At 66.6% G+C, this 14,247-nt stretch carries 12 protein-coding genes; 9 read left to right on the forward strand and 3 right to left on the reverse strand.

Translation table 11 applies throughout. The features are described from left to right. Positions 1–24 precede the first annotated feature (24 nt). The gene (locus DFR45_RS00285; protein WP_114482156.1) at positions 25–765 is read right to left on the reverse strand and encodes an HAD family hydrolase; all 741 of its coding nucleotides are present in this window, start codon (positions 763–765) and stop codon (positions 25–27) included. 220 nt (positions 766–985) lie between these two features. Between DFR45_RS00285 and DFR45_RS00290 the strand changes: the two genes are divergently transcribed. The 5 genes from DFR45_RS00290 to DFR45_RS00310 all read left to right on the forward strand — a co-directional run bounded on the left by DFR45_RS00290 (position 986) and on the right by DFR45_RS00310 (position 7,212). Further along, on the forward strand, positions 986–2,320 hold the full coding sequence (locus DFR45_RS00290; protein ID WP_114481725.1) for a ferredoxin reductase family protein: 1,335 nt from the start codon (positions 986–988) through the stop codon (positions 2,318–2,320). A 111-nt stretch (positions 2,321–2,431) separates the two neighbouring features. Next, entirely contained in the window at positions 2,432–3,562 is a 1,131-nt protein-coding gene (gene hemH, locus DFR45_RS00295; RefSeq protein ID WP_114481726.1) for a ferrochelatase, read from the forward strand. After that, positions 3,559–4,080 (forward strand): ATPase, encoded by a 522-nt coding sequence (locus tag DFR45_RS00300; RefSeq protein WP_114481727.1) that lies wholly within the window; start codon positions 3,559–3,561, stop codon positions 4,078–4,080. The genes hemH and DFR45_RS00300 overlap by 4 nt, the downstream gene beginning before the upstream one ends. Beyond that, on the forward strand, positions 4,077–4,286 hold the full coding sequence (locus tag DFR45_RS00305; protein ID WP_114481728.1) for a hypothetical protein: 210 nt from the start codon (positions 4,077–4,079) through the stop codon (positions 4,284–4,286). Before DFR45_RS00300 ends, DFR45_RS00305 begins: the two co-directional genes overlap by 4 nt. Before the next feature lie 448 nt (positions 4,287–4,734). Then, positions 4,735–7,212, forward strand: a complete 2,478-nt coding sequence (locus DFR45_RS00310) for a Lon protease family protein (RefSeq protein WP_114481729.1) — start codon at positions 4,735–4,737, stop codon at positions 7,210–7,212. Here the strand turns inward: DFR45_RS00310 and DFR45_RS14420 are convergent. Then, positions 7,194–7,361, reverse strand: a complete 168-nt coding sequence (locus DFR45_RS14420; RefSeq protein ID WP_158637008.1) for a hypothetical protein — start codon at positions 7,359–7,361, stop codon at positions 7,194–7,196. The two genes, DFR45_RS00310 and DFR45_RS14420, sit on opposite strands and share 19 nt — an antisense overlap. A 135-nt stretch (positions 7,362–7,496) precedes the next feature. Between DFR45_RS14420 and DFR45_RS00315 the strand changes: the two genes are divergently transcribed. The 4 genes from DFR45_RS00315 to DFR45_RS00330 all read left to right on the forward strand — a co-directional run bounded on the left by DFR45_RS00315 (position 7,497) and on the right by DFR45_RS00330 (position 11,977). Next, entirely contained in the window at positions 7,497–9,011 is a 1,515-nt protein-coding gene (locus tag DFR45_RS00315; protein WP_114481730.1) for a succinyl-CoA:acetate CoA-transferase ScpC, read from the forward strand. A gap of 549 nt (positions 9,012–9,560) precedes the next feature. After that, positions 9,561–10,169 (forward strand): DUF2889 domain-containing protein, encoded by a 609-nt coding sequence (locus tag DFR45_RS00320; RefSeq protein ID WP_114481731.1) that lies wholly within the window; start codon positions 9,561–9,563, stop codon positions 10,167–10,169. Between the two features lie 61 nt (positions 10,170–10,230). Then, positions 10,231–10,947, forward strand: coding sequence for a c-type cytochrome (locus tag DFR45_RS00325; protein WP_114481732.1), 717 nt, complete (start codon positions 10,231–10,233; stop codon positions 10,945–10,947). Positions 10,948–11,011: 64 nt separating this feature from the next. Further along, on the forward strand, positions 11,012–11,977 hold the full coding sequence (locus DFR45_RS00330) for a c-type cytochrome (protein WP_199755290.1): 966 nt from the start codon (positions 11,012–11,014) through the stop codon (positions 11,975–11,977). A gap of 357 nt (positions 11,978–12,334) precedes the next feature. Here DFR45_RS00330 and ftsH read toward each other — a convergent pair whose 3' ends face one another. Then, positions 12,335–14,149, reverse strand: a complete 1,815-nt coding sequence (ftsH, locus tag DFR45_RS00335) for an ATP-dependent zinc metalloprotease FtsH (protein WP_114481733.1) — start codon at positions 14,147–14,149, stop codon at positions 12,335–12,337. Positions 14,150–14,247 lie beyond the last annotated feature (98 nt).

Consider the following 14,247-nt stretch of genomic DNA (forward strand, 5'->3'; position numbering starts at 1 on the left):
TAGCAAACGGGAAAAAATAAAAAATCAGGACGAAACACCGTGGAGCGCTGGCGCCGCCACGGGCACCCCCGCGAGCAGCCGGCACAGCGCCGTCAGGTCGGGCACGCTGGCGTGCGGCGCGTGTTCGGGGCCGTGCGGCCAGGGTGCGCCGCTGCGGTTCAGCCACACCGCCTGCATGCCAGCGCGCACGGCGCCGAGCGCGTCCAACGTGGCGTCGTCGCCCACGTGCAGCTCGGCGGCGGGCGGCACGTCCAGCGCCTGCGCGGCGGCGTGGAAGATGCGCGCATCGGGCTTGGCCACGCCCACCGCGCCCGCGGCGATGGCCGCACGAAAATGCCGGCCCACGCCCGTGCGGTGCACGTCGGCATTGCCGTTCGACACCGCAACGAGGGCAAAGCGCGCCGACAAGAATTCCAGCGCTGCATGCGCATCGGCGTAGAGCTGCACGCGCTGGCGCGCCAGGTAGAACACCTCGAAGGCCGGCTCGGCCAGCGCCGGATCGTCGCCCGCGGCCAGAAAAGCGCGGCGCAAAGTCTCACGCCGCAGGCCGCCGAGGTCGTGGCGCAGGTCGGGGCGATCCTGCTCCACCTGCGCGCGCAAGGCTTGCGCGGCCGCGGGGCGTGCGTGCAGCGCGGCGGTGGCGGGCGCGTGTTGGGCGAGCCAGTCGCGCAATGCCGCCTCGGCCCTCGCGATGGTGGGCGCCACGGGCCAGAGGGTGTCGTCGAGGTCGAGCGAGACGGCGCGGATGCGGGAAGGGTCGAGCATGGCAGACATGGGCTGGGGCAGGCTGGGGCAGGTGGAGGATAACGCAGCCGCCGGCGCAGTAAGTAGCCCAGCGCCTTTGCCCTTGCCGGCGCCATAGCGACGCACGCGCAGCCAATGCGAGCGGCGGCGCTACCGCAATCGAAGCAACCATTGCTTTGCCGCAGCTTCAGATTCGCTTCATGCCCGTGGCGTATCTTTGCCTTGTCATCAAGGATTTGCCATGAAAAACATCCAACGCCTGTACGCCACCGTGCTGCTGATTTTGCTGGCGCTGTGGCTCATTGCCGACCCGCTGCTCGTGCAGCCTTACAGCTTTTTCGGCCTGCGCGGCTCGCTCGTGCAGGGCACGGGCATCGTGGCCCTGGGCGTGATGAGCGTGGGCATGATGCTTGCACTGCGGCCCGTGCGCATAGAGCCCTTTCTGGGCGGGTTGGACAAAACCTACCGTCTGCACAAGTGGCTTGGCATCACCGCGCTGGTGGTGGCCGTGCTGCACTGGCTCTGGGCCAAGGCGCCGAAGTGGCTGGTCGGCTGGGGCCTGCTGGAGCGGCCCGCGCGCCAGCCACGGCCCGAGCCGGCCAGCGAGCTGCTGCGCTGGATGCAGGCGCAGCGCCACCTGGCAGAGTCGCTGGGCGAATGGGCGTTCTACGCGGCCGTGATCCTAATCGGGCTCGCGCTGGCCAAGCGCTTTCCGTACCGCCTTTTCTACCAAACGCACCGGCTGATGGCCGTGGTCTATCTGGTGCTGGTGTTTCACGGCTTCATCCTGCTCGACGCGGGCTTCTGGCGCTCGCCGCTCGGCCCCGTGCTGGCGCTGCTCATGACGGGTGGCACGGTGGCTGCCTGCGTCTCGCTGCTGCGCCGCGTGGGGCTACGCCGCCAGGCCGTGGGCGAAGTGGCGCAGCTCGTGCGCCACACCGACAACCAGGTGCTGCAGGTGGTGATCCAGCTCAAAGACCGCTGGGCCGGGCACGAGGCCGGGCAGTTTGCCTTCGTGACCTTCGACGACGCCGAAGGCGCGCACCCCTTCACCATATCCTCGAACTGGCGCGGCGACGGCCGGCTGGTGTTCCTCATCAAAGGCCTGGGCGACTACACCCGCAAGCTGCCCGACACCGTCACGGTGGGCGACGTGGTCAAGGTCGAAGGGCCTTACGGGCACTTCAAATTCGAGTGCAGCCACCCGCGCCAGATCTGGGTGGCGGGCGGCATAGGCATCACACCCTTCATCGCCCGGCTGCTGGCGCTGGCCGACGCGCCCGCGCTGCGCACCAAGACCATCGACCTGTTTTACAGCACCAGCGCACCCGACGAAAACTTTTTGGCCAAACTGCGCCAGGCCGCCGCAGCCGCCCAGGTGCAGCTGCACATCCTGATCAGCCCGCGCGACGGCCGGCTGGACGCCGAGCGCATCTGCCAGGCCGTGCCCGACTGGCGAAACGCCAGCGTCTGGTTCTGCGGCCCGGCGGGCTTTGGCGCAGCGCTGCGCAGCGGCTTCACGGCGCGCGGGCTGGCGCCCGACGACTTCCACCAGGAATTGTTCGAGATGCGCTGAGCGCAGCCTGCTCCCGGCACCACACCGGCCCTGCCCACCCAAACCCAGGCAGCGCAAGGCCATTGCCCGCCCGGCGGCTGGGCCCGGCGCGCCATGCCACAAAATACCCGCATGGCACGCTTTCAACCCGAACCTGCTTACACCCACGGCCAGGCCGCACGCACGGCCATTTTGCTGTGCAACCTGGGCACGCCCGACGCGCCCACGGCGCCCGCGGTGCGGCGCTACCTTGCGCAATTCTTGAGCGACCCGCGCGTGGTCGAGATTCCACGCTGGGTCTGGTGGCCCATCCTGCACGGCATCATCCTGCGCACGCGGCCGGCCAAGTCGGCCGCCAAATACGCAAGCATCTGGACGCCCGAAGGTTCGCCGCTGCGCGTGTGGTCAGAAAAACAGGCCACGCTGCTGCGCGGCTGGCTCGGCGAGCGCGGCCGCCAGGTGCTGGTGCGCACGGCCATGCGCTACGGCAACCCGGCCATTGCCAGCCAGCTCGATGCGCTCAAGGCCGAAGGCGCCACGCGCATCCTGATTTTGCCGCTGTACCCGCAGTACGCTGGCAGCACCACGGCCAGCGTGTTCGACGCCGTGCACGCCTGGGCCGCGCGCACGCGCTGGGTGCCCGAGCTGCGCCTGGTGCAGCACTACCACGACCACCCCGCCTACATCGAAGCGCTCGCGCGCCAGGTCGAAGCGCACTGGAAAAGCCAGGGCCGCGGCGAAAAGCTCGTGCTGAGCTTTCACGGCGTGCCCGAGCGCACGCTGCACCTGGGCGACCCCTACCACTGCGAGGCGCGCAAGACCGCGCGGCTGCTGGCCGAGCGGCTCGCGCTGCGCGCCGAGCAGTACCAAGTCACCTTCCAATCGCGCTTTGGCCGCGCGCGCTGGCTCGAACCCGCCACCGAGCCCACGCTGATCGCGCTCGCGCAAGGCGGCCTGCGCCGCGTCGATGTGCTGTGCCCGGGCTTCACGAGCGACTGCCTCGAGACGCTCGAAGAAATCAACCAGGAAGCGCGCGCCGCCTTCCTGCAGGCCGGCGGCCAGGAATTCCACTACATCCCCTGCCTGAACGACAGCCCGCCCTGGATCGCCGCCCTCGGCCAGATCGCCGAGCAGCACCTGAGCGGCTGGCCCACGCAAGCGCCAAACGCCGAACAACAAGCCCAGGCCCGCGCGCACGCCCTCGCCGGAGGCGCCCCTGAGGGGCCTTGCGCGGGCCGGGGTGCTGAACAAAAAATAGCATGAACCATCCGCGCGTCATCATCATTGCCGGCCCCAATGGCGCGGGCAAGACCACTTTTGCACGCGCCTTTTTGCCGCATGAAGCGCATTGCCCACGCTTCATCAACGCCGATCTGATCGCTGCTGGCTTGTCGCCCTTTGCTCCTGAAGCCGTCGCCATCCGCGCCGGGCGCCTGATGTTGCAGGAAATGGCCGACTGCGTGCAGCGTGGTGAAAGCTTCGCTTTTGAAACGACCTTGTCCGGCCTGAGCTACGTGCGCCATATCGCCCAATGGCATGCCCTCGGCTACCACAGCAGCCTGTTTTTTCTGTCCTTGCCCGATGCCGATACCGCTATCGCACGTGTGGCCGAGCGCGTACGCCAGGGTGGCCATGACGTACCACCATCGATCATCCGCCGCCGCTTTGCCGCAGGCTTGCTCAATTTCCAGCAGCATTACCGCGCCCTGGTGCACAACTGGGCGCTGTACGACAATGCCGGCCCCAGCCCCGTGCTGCGCGAATGGGGAGAAAACACATGAGCACCAAAGACATCACCCAAGCCAAAGACCCACTCCTGGCGGCGTCCCTGGCGGCGCTGGAGCGTGCCGCCGAACTCGCGCGCCAGACGGCCCTGCAAACCAACACTGCCATCGTGCTCGTGCAAGCCGGCCGTATCGTCCGCATACCGGCACAGGCGCTGCGCGAACAGCGCGACGCACCGGCCCAAACCGCAGACGCACGCTGAGCCCCTCGCCTCCGCCACTACGTGACCACCCGCCTCCTCGCGCCCATCAACTGTGCCGGCACATCGCTCCCCGAAGGGCCTTGTGCGAGCAAGCCTTGAAAAACGGCCTGCTCGCTAATGTATTGATAGCTGCTAGCGCTTGACAGATAAGCGCAAAGTGCCAATTTGACTCAAAAATTTACGGCAAGCGCCCAAGCGGCGCCGGCCACGCGGGACAATGCGGGCCTGTGCGCAGGGCTTCTTGCGCGATGCCTTGCCACCGCTACCTTGATGGGCCGCCGCGGCGCGCCTTCCGGCCCCCCCGGCAGACGGCGCACGCGCTGCCCGCCCCTGCGCCGCACGCCCAAAATACTATTGTTTACGTAGCTGCTTGCGCTGTATTGACAAGCGCTACAAGCCAATTTGTTCATAACTTTTTACGTCCGGCCCCCGCAGCCTGCCCCTCTCCATGACCACCCGCCTTCTCGCCCCCCATGAACTGCGCCTGCGCATCGCCCCCGAGTCGCTCGGCTTTGTCAGCACTGCCGAGCTGCAAGACCAGCCCCTGCCCTGGATAGGCCAGGAGCGCGCGCAAGCGGCGGCGGCGTTTGGGCTGGCGATGGAGCAGCCCGACTACCACCTGTTCGTGCTGGGCGAAACGGGCAGCGGGCGCAGTACCTTGCTGCGCCAGGCCATGCAGGACGCGGCGGCCAAGCGCCCGGTGCCGCCCGACCTGTGCTACTTGCACGACTTCGACGCGCCCGAGCATCCGCGCGCGCTGCGCCTGCCTGCGGGCCAGGGGCGGCAGCTGCGCCAGGCCATGGCCGAGATGACCAAGGCGCTGCAGACCGAAATCCCCAAGCGCCTTGCGGCGCCGGACTACAAAGCCGAGGTGGAGCGCATCGAGCGCGACTGGCACGCGCAGGAGGCGCAGGCGTTTGCCGCGCTCGATGCCTTTGCCGAGGCGCGGCACTTTCGCCTCACGCGCGAGGATGGGCGCATGGTGTTCACGCTGCTGGGCGCGCGCGGCCAGCCGCTCACCGAGGAGGAGGCCCACGCCCTGCCGCGCGAGCGCCGCGCCGCCATCGAGGCCGCCGAGCAGGAGCTGCGCGCCGAGATCGCGCGCTTTCTCGACACCATGCGCCCGCTCGAACTCGCGCGCGACGAGGCGCTGGCCAAGCTGCGGCGCCAGACCATCGCGCCCGTGGTCGAGCGCCACCTGCAAGACATCCGCCGCGACCTCAAAAAGCAGATCAAGGACGCCGTGAAGCTCGGCCGCTGGCTCGACCAGATCGAGCGCGAAATACTCGACAAACTCGATTTGTTCGAGCCCGCAGACGCGGGCGCCGAGCCCGGCAGCGCCGAGGAGGAGCGCAAGGCCGCGCTCGAAGACCTGCTCGCGCATTGCCGCGTGAACCTTGCCGTCGATAACGCAGACCGCAGCGGCGCGCCCGTGATCGTCGAGGACAACCCGCAGCTGCGCAGCCTGTTTGGCAGCGTCGAGTACCAGGCCGAGTCGGAAATGCTGGTGGCCGACTTTTCCAACATCCGCGCGGGCAGCCTGCTGCAGGCGCACGGCGGCTTCTTGCTGCTGCACCTGCGCGACCTGCTCGGCGACGAGGGCCTGTGGGAGCGGCTGCGCCGCTTTTTGCGCAGCAGCCGCCTGCAGATCGAGGAAGGCGGCGCGACCGTGCCCGGCCCGCTGGTGGCGATTGCGCTGCAGCCCGAGCCGGTCGATGTCGAGGTGAAGATCGTGCTGATCGGCTCGGTCGAGGAGTATTACGCGCTGCAGGAGGGCGATCCCGAAACTTCGCGCCGCTTTCGCGTCAAGGTGGACTTTGCCGAGCGCTTTGCCGCCACGCCCGAAACCTACCGCGCGAGCAGCATCTTCGTTGCGCGCAGCTGCCAAAAGCACGGCCTGCCGCACTTTGGCGCGGCGGCCGTGGCCCTGCTGCTCGAACAAAGCCACCGCGAGGCCGAAGACCAGCGCTACCAGAGCGCGCTGTTTGCACACACCGAGGCGCTGGTGCTCGAAAGCGCGGCGCAGTGCCGCGCGCGCAGCAGCACGCTAGTCGAGCCGCCTGACGTGCTGGCCGCGCTGCAGGCGCGCACGCTGCGCCACAACTACCCCGAGCAGCAGATGCACGAGTCGATCGCCGATGGCGAGCGCCTCATCAGCGTGCAGGGCGCGACGCTGGGGCAGATCAACGCGCTCACGCAGATCGACCTGGGTGACTACCGCTTCGGCTTTCCGGTGCGCATCACGGCGCGCACCTACGCAGGCCACGAGGGGCTGCTGAACATCGAGCGCGAGGTGGACATGTCCGGCCCCATCCACGACAAGGGCGTGCTGATCCTGCACAGCTACCTGATGTCGCTGTTCAGCCACATGGCGCCGCTGGCGCTGCACGCCTCCATCGTGTTCGAGCAGGAATACAGCGGCATCGAGGGCGATTCGGCCTCATGCGCCGAGCTTTATGCACTGCTGTCCGCGCTCTCGGGCCTGCCGCTGCGCCAGGGCATCGCCGTGACGGGCGCGCTGAACCAGCGCGGCGAGGTGCTGCCCGTGGGCGGCATCAACGAAAAGATCGAGGGCTGGTTTCGCACCTGCGCGCACGCCGGGCTCGACGGCACGCAGGGCGTGCTGATCCCGGCGCGCAACCAGCGCCACCTGATGCTGGAGCATGAAGTGCTGCAGGCCGTGGAGCGCGGGCAATTCCACATCCACACAGTGGAACACGTGAGCGCCGGCATCGCGCTGCTGACCGGCGTGCCCTCGGGCATGGCGCCGGGACTGGAACCCAGCGGCGCCGCCACCGTGCTCGCGCGCGCCGAGCAGACCTTGCTGGCCTACCGGCGCGCCTGCCGCCAGGCCATGACGGCGCTGCGGCCGCGACGGGGCTACGGCCTGCGGGCGCAGCCCCCAAATCAAGGCGCGCAAGGGTAAACCCTAGGTTTGCGCACGCGGGCTGATAGACTCGCGCGGCCATGGCGCGCGGCAAGCAACGAATCGTCGGCTAGCAGCCTGTCGGACTTTGGAATCGTCGGCTGCGAATGTGCCGCAGCGGCCCATTTTTTACCGGCTTCTTGCCCCATAGTCACGCTATGGGGCGGCGAATCCGGCAAAAACTGGCCTCGCTGGGGCACCTTCTCGCTTTCGACGCCCAAAGTCCGACAGGCTGCTGGGCGGCGCGCAGTCCGTGGCCTCTTCTACTCCAGGAACCCCAACCCATGAGCCCCACCGACCGCATCCAATGCCCTGCCCTGCAAGCCAAACTCATGAGCGCCCGCGAAGCCGCTGCGCTGATCCCCTCGGGGGCCAACGTAGGCATGAGCGGCTTTACGGGGGCGGGCTACCCCAAGGCCGTGCCGCAGGCGCTGGCCGAACTCATGGCCGAGCGCCGTGCCGCGGGTGATGCGCAGTTTCGCATCGGCCTGTGGACGGGTGCCTCCACCGCCCCCGAGCTCGATGGCGCGCTCGCGCGTGTCGAAGGCATAGACCGGCGCCTGCCCTACCAGTCCGACCCGACCTGCCGCAAGCTCATCAACGCGGGCAAGATGTATTACACCGACATGCACCTGTCGCACGTGGCGCAGGCGGCGTGGTTTGGTTTTCTGGGCAAGCTCGACGTGGCGGTGGTCGAGGTCGCGGGCATCCTGCCCGACGGGCGGCTGGTGCCGTCCTCTTCGGTGGGCAACAACAAAACCTGGCTCGACCAGGCGGACAAGATCATCCTCGAGGTCAACACCTGGCAAAGCGCCGGCCTCGCGGGCATGCACGACATTTACTACGGCACGCGGCTGCCGCCGCACCGCAAACCCATCCCGCTGACCGACCCGAGCGACCGCATCGGCGAGCCCTACCTGCGCTGCGACCCGTCCAAGGTGATCGCCGTGGTGCACACACACCAGGCCGACCGCAACACGAGCTTCAGCCCACCCGACCCCGTGTCGGAGCAGATCGCGGGCCACATCATCGACTTCCTGCAGCACGAGGTCGCCCAGGGCCGCCTGCCCAAAGAACTGCTGCCGCTGCAGTCGGGCGTGGGCAACATCGCCAACGCCGTGCTTGCGGGGCTCAACCGCGGGCCTTTCGACCATCTCACGGCCTACACCGAGGTACTGCAAGACGGCATGCTCGACATGCTGCGCTCGGGCAAGCTGCGCTTCGCCTCGGCCACGGCGCTGTCGCTGAGCGCCGAGGCTGCGGCCGACTTCAACGCCAACATCGACCACTACCGCGAGCGCATCGTGCTGCGTCCGCAAGAGATCAGCAACCACCCCGAACTCGTGCGCCGCCTGGGCGTGATCGCCATGAACGGCATGATCGAGGCCGACATCTACGGCAACGTGAACTCCACGCACATCATGGGCTCGGGCATCATGAACGGCATCGGCGGCTCGGGCGACTTCGCGCGCAACGGCTACCTGTCGATCTTCATGACGCCCTCGCTCGCCAAAGACGGCGCGATCTCGTGCATCGTGCCCATGGTCTCGCACGTGGACCATACCGAGCACGACGTGCAGATCATCGTGACCGAGCAAGGCCTGGCCGACCTGCGCGGCCTCGCCCCACGCCAGCGCGCCCCGCTGATCGTCGAGCGCTGCGCGCACCCGAGCTTCCGCCCGCAACTGCTCGACTACATCGAACGCGCCAACCAAGGGGCGCCGAGCCTGCACACGCCGCATCTGCTCGAAGAAGCGCTGAGCTGGCACGTGCGCTATCTGCGCACCGGGCACATGTGAGTGCGCCGCCAAATTTTGAGCAAAAATGGCATCAAGCCAAGATTCCATAAGCGCTAGCAGCCTGTCGGACTTTGGAATCGTCGGCTGCGAATGCGCCGCAGCGGCCCATTTTTTACCGTCTTCTTGCCCCATAGTCCCGCTATGGGGCGGCGAATCCGGCAAAAACTGGACTCGCTGGGGCACCTTCTCGCTTTCGACGCCCAAAGTCCGACAGGCTGCTAGCAGCTTCTTTTTTGGAAGCATTTTGCGGCCGCCGAACGAGCGCGACACCCGCCCATGTGCGCAGCCGCCAGCGCAAAACCCGTGCTTGCCGCACAATTCGCAGCGCATCGCCGCCCCGCGCGGCCAGAGCCCGCGGTGCAACAGGACAATTCGTCACGTGCAAGGTCTTGGGGCAGAGGGTCTGCGGCTTTTTTGCTTCAGCGGTTCCCGGCATCTCCTTGCGCCGCGGCCTTGGGGTTGGCGCAACGCGCTGTGCCGTGATCCCACCCGCACCCTCGCCCCGCACGCGCTGTCCGCCTTTCAATTGCCGAATCGAAAACGTTTGCCATGCCTTTGAGCCCTCCTTCCTGCCCCCGTACCCTGCAACACACCCGCACCGTCGTCTACCACGGCTACCAGCGCGAAGACGGCCTGTGGGACATCGAAGGCGAACTGCAGGACGTCAAACCCATCGCCACACGCAACCTGCGCACCGGCGGCATGCGCCCTGCCGGCACGCCCATTCACCACATGTCGCTGCGCGTGACGGTGAACGACCAGCTGGTCGTGCAAGCCATCGAAGCCTCCATGGACAGCGTGCCGGTCGCCGAATGCCCGCAAGCCGTCGCGGCGCTGCAGAAGATGGTGGGCTGCAGCATGGGGCGCGGCTGGCGCCAGGCGATCCAGCACAACCTTGGCGGCGTAGCCAGCTGCACGCACCTGCGCGAGCTGCTGTTCAACCTTGCCACGGCCACGTTCCAGACCATCTCGGAGAGCTTTGCCGCCGCCCACCCCGACGAGCCGCCGCGCTTTCTCGACCAATGCGTAGGCTGGGACCGGCGCGGCAACACCGTGCGCGAGCACTATCCACGCTTTTATCTCCAGCCAGAGCACGCTGCGGCAACACCCACACCAGAACGTGCCGACGCGAATGCCGTGGCGCCCGCACCCCAATGACCAGACAAAAGCCGCACGAGCCGGAAAAACCCTCACGGAAGCCCTGAAAGGAGACAGACCAATGAAAAAACACGTCTTAGGCCTGGCGGCCCTGTTGCCCCTGCTGGCACTGGCGGCAGATGGAATGGACATCATGCAAAAAGGTGGCGCCAACCCGTCAGCCCCGCCATGCATGACCTGCCACGGCGCTGACGGCAAAGGCATGGCTGCCAGCGGCTTTCCACGCCTGGCTGGGCTGCCCGAAGCCTACATTGCCAAGCAATTGGCTGATTTCAAGGCGGGCCGGCGTAAAAACCCCGTCATGCAACCCATTGCCGAGGCCTTGAGCGACGAAGAAGTCGCCGCCGTCGCTCGGGCCTACGCGGGCATGCCCAAGGTCAACGTCAAAGCCGAACCGATCGAACGCCCCGAACCGGGCACAGGTGCTTGGCTCGCCCTGCGCGGCGCGTGGGAACGCAACATTCCCGAATGCGTGCTGTGCCATGGCCCCAATGGCGTGGGCGTAGGCAGCGTGTTTCCACCGCTGGCAGGGCAATCCGCGCTTTACATTGAAAACCAGCTCAACGCTTGGCGCGGCACGCCAGCCATACCGGCCACGCGCAAGACCAAAGCCGTGCCCGCAGTGCCCCCCACGCGCGCGAACGATCCCAATGGCCTGATGGCTCACATTGCTCAAAGCCTGACACCTGCCGAAGTCAAAGCCGTCGCGGAATATTTCGCCGGACTCGGTGAAACCGAAGAGCCCTTCGACGCCAGCCAGCACCACCGCCTGCGCTGAAGATGTCGGCGCCTGATCGCAAAAAAGGATTCCAGCCATGAGACAACCATTTCCCTGCCTGCCCATGCTCCGCCAACGGGGCCTACATCGGCGTTTTCATGCACCCTTGCTGCTCATGCTGGCTGTTGGCGTTGTACACGCGGCAGACAGCACCCATGCGAATCCCTCTGCCAGCAAGGCGGCCTCGGCACCGGCCCCATCCGCCGACACCAAGGCACCTGCGAGCACGACTTATTTCCAGCCGCCGCCAGAGTCGAGCATTCCTTCGAACGCCTTTGGTGACCTGGTGCGGCGTGGACAGGACTTGTTCATGAACACCAAGGCTTTGCTGCCAAATTACGTGGGCAATGACCTGAACTGCGTCAACTGCCATCTCGACCGCGGCCGCAAACCCAATTCGGCGCCACTTTGGGCCGCCTACAACATGTACCCCGCCTATCGCAAGAAAAACAACAAGGTCAATACGTTCGTCGAGCGCATGCAGGGTTGTTTCGAGTTCAGCATGAACGGCAAGGTGCCCGCTGCCGACAGTGAAATCCTCACTGCCTTGACGACCTATGCCTATTGGCTCTCCACCAACGCACCCATTGGCAAGCCTCTAGAGGGACGCGGCTTCTCCGAGCCGCCGCCACCCAAAGGCGGGTACGACATCGCACGTGGCAAGCTCGTCTATGAAAAACAATGTGCACTATGCCATGGCACCAACGGCGAAGGGCAGAAAGTGGGGGGCACAACGGTGTTTCCGCCACTGTGGGGAAAAAACTCCTATAACTGGGGGGCTGGCATGCACCGCATCAACACGGCCGCAGGCTTCATCCAGCACAACATGCCCCTGGGCAAGGGTGAGACTTTGAGCGACCAAGAGGCCTGGGACGTGGCCGCCTACATCAACTCGCACGAGCGCCCGCAAGACCCGCGCCTGGTCAATGGCGACATCGACGAAACACGCAAACGCTTTCATGCCGACGACGGCATCAATCTGTACGGCGTGGAAATCAACGGCCACAAGTTAGGCCAAGGCGTGAAATAGCCCACGACTCACGCAAATGGGGTGAGGCAAGGCGCTCGCCGCATGGCAGAACACCTCGCTGCATCCTTGTTTGCGTAAGTCAATTAGCCATCACCCGCGCATCGGCTCGTGTAGTCTCGATGCGCCCTTGAGGCGTGACAGATAGCCCGTCGTCAGTGGGGCACCTCTAGGAGCCTGTCGGACTTTGGAATCGTCGGCTGCGAATGCGCCGCAGCGGCCCATTTTTTACCGTCTTCTTGCCCCATAGTCCCGCTATGGGGCGGCGAATCCGGCAAAAACTGGTCTCGCTGGGGCGCATTCTCGCTTTCGACGCCCAAAGTCCGACAGGCTCCTAGCCCCACATTCGTCCCCCTCGCCTCAGCGCTGCAAGTCCGCCGTGAGCTCGCGCAAGGCGGCCTCGTCGAGTGTTTCGCGTTGCAGCAGCTCGTGCGCGCAGCGCTCGAGCACGGGGCGGTTGCGCGTGAGGATGTCGGTGGCGACGTCGAACGCCTGCATCACGATGGTGCGGATCGCTTCGTCGATCTGCTGCAAGGTCGCCTGGCTGGCCTGCGGGCCGCTCGGGCCGTATTGCGGCACGTCGAGGAACTGCGCGCGCGGCGGCTCCCAGGCGACGTAGCCGAGCGATTCGACCATGCCGTAGCGCGTGACCATGTCGCGCGCGATGTCGGTGGCCTTGGCGAGGTCGTCGGACGCGCCCGTGGAGAGCTGCCCGAACACCAGCTTTTCTGCCGCGCGCCCGCCCAGCAGCACCGAAATCTTGTGCTCGAGCTCAGGCCGCGTCATCAAGAAGCGATCCTCCGTGGGCCGCTGCAGGGTGTAGCCCAAGGCGCCAATGCCGCGCGGGATGATGGACACCTTGTGGATGGCCTGGTCGCGCACCAGCGCCAGCGACACCAGCGCATGCCCCATCTCGTGCCAGGCCACGACCTCGCGCTCGTGCGGGTTGAGCACGCGGTTTTTCTTTTCGAGCCCGGCGACGATGCGCTCGATCGCGGCCGTGAAGTCGGCCAGCGTGACGAGCTCGGCGCCGCGCCGCGTCGCACACAGTGCGGCCTCGTTGCAAAGATTGGCCAGGTCGGCACCCGAAAAACCCGTGGTCAGCGCCGCCACCTGTTCCAGATCGAGCGCCGGATCGAGCTTGATCTTGCGCACGTGCACCTTGAGGATTTGCACGCGCCCGTTTTTATCCGGCCGATCGACGAGCACCTGCCGGTCGAAGCGGCCCGCGCGCAGCAGCGCCGGGTCGAGGATTTCGGGGCGGTTGGTCGCGGCCAGCAGCACCAGGCCCGAGGAGCTGTCGAAGCCGTCGAGCTCGACGAGCAGCTGGTTCAGCGTCTGCTCACGCTCGTCATGCCCGCCCACGAGTCCCGCGGCGCCGCGCGCGCGGCCCAGCGCGTCGAGCTCGTCGATGAAAATGATGGCCGGCGCCTTGGCCCGCGCCTGCTCGAACAGGTCGCGCACGCGCGCCGCGCCCACGCCCACGAACATCTCGACGAATTCCGAGCCCGAGATCGAGAAAAACGGCACCCCCGCCTCGCCCGCGACGGCCTTGGCGAGCAGCGTCTTGCCCGTGCCCGGCGGGCCCACGAGCAAAATGCCCTTGGGCAGGCGCGCGCCCAGCCGCCCGTAGCCTTTGGGGTCTTTGAGAAAAGCGACGACCTCCTGCAGCTCGGCCTTGGCCTCATCGACGCCGGCCACGTCGGAAAAATGCACGCCCGTGTCCTGCTCCACGTACACCTTGGCGCGGCTCTTGCCTATGCTCATGAAGCCGCCTATGCCGCCTTGTTTTTCCGCGATGCGCCGGAACACGAAGTACCACAGCGCCAAAAACACCGCCGCCGGCGCGACCCAGCTGATGATGTCGCGCAGCAGCGTGCTTTCGACCACGCGCGTGTAGGTGACGTTGTATTTGGACAATTGCTCTGCCAGATCGGGCTCGACGCGCGTCGCCACGATCACCGTCTTGCCATTCGGCTCGGGTTGTTTGAGGCGTCCGGTCAGGGTGCGCTCCCCGATCACCACCTCGGCCACCTTGCCATCGGCGAGCGCTTTTTCGAACTCGCTGTACGGCACGGGCTCGATCTGGCGCGTCTGCCAGATCGACTGCAAGGCAAACATTGCCAGCAAGGCGATCAGCCAGTACGTTGCGTTCCAACGCTGCTTGGAATCCATGATCCGCTCCTCTTGTTGGTTTTCTCGCCCCAAGAAGTGGGGGCTGCCCATCGTAACCGCAATACAAGACAAGTCACCCCATTCACCCGCGGGGCGGA

It is taken from the genome of Extensimonas vulgaris, assembly GCF_003337425.1.
Lineage (GTDB): Bacteria > Pseudomonadota > Gammaproteobacteria > Burkholderiales > Burkholderiaceae_C > Extensimonas > Extensimonas vulgaris.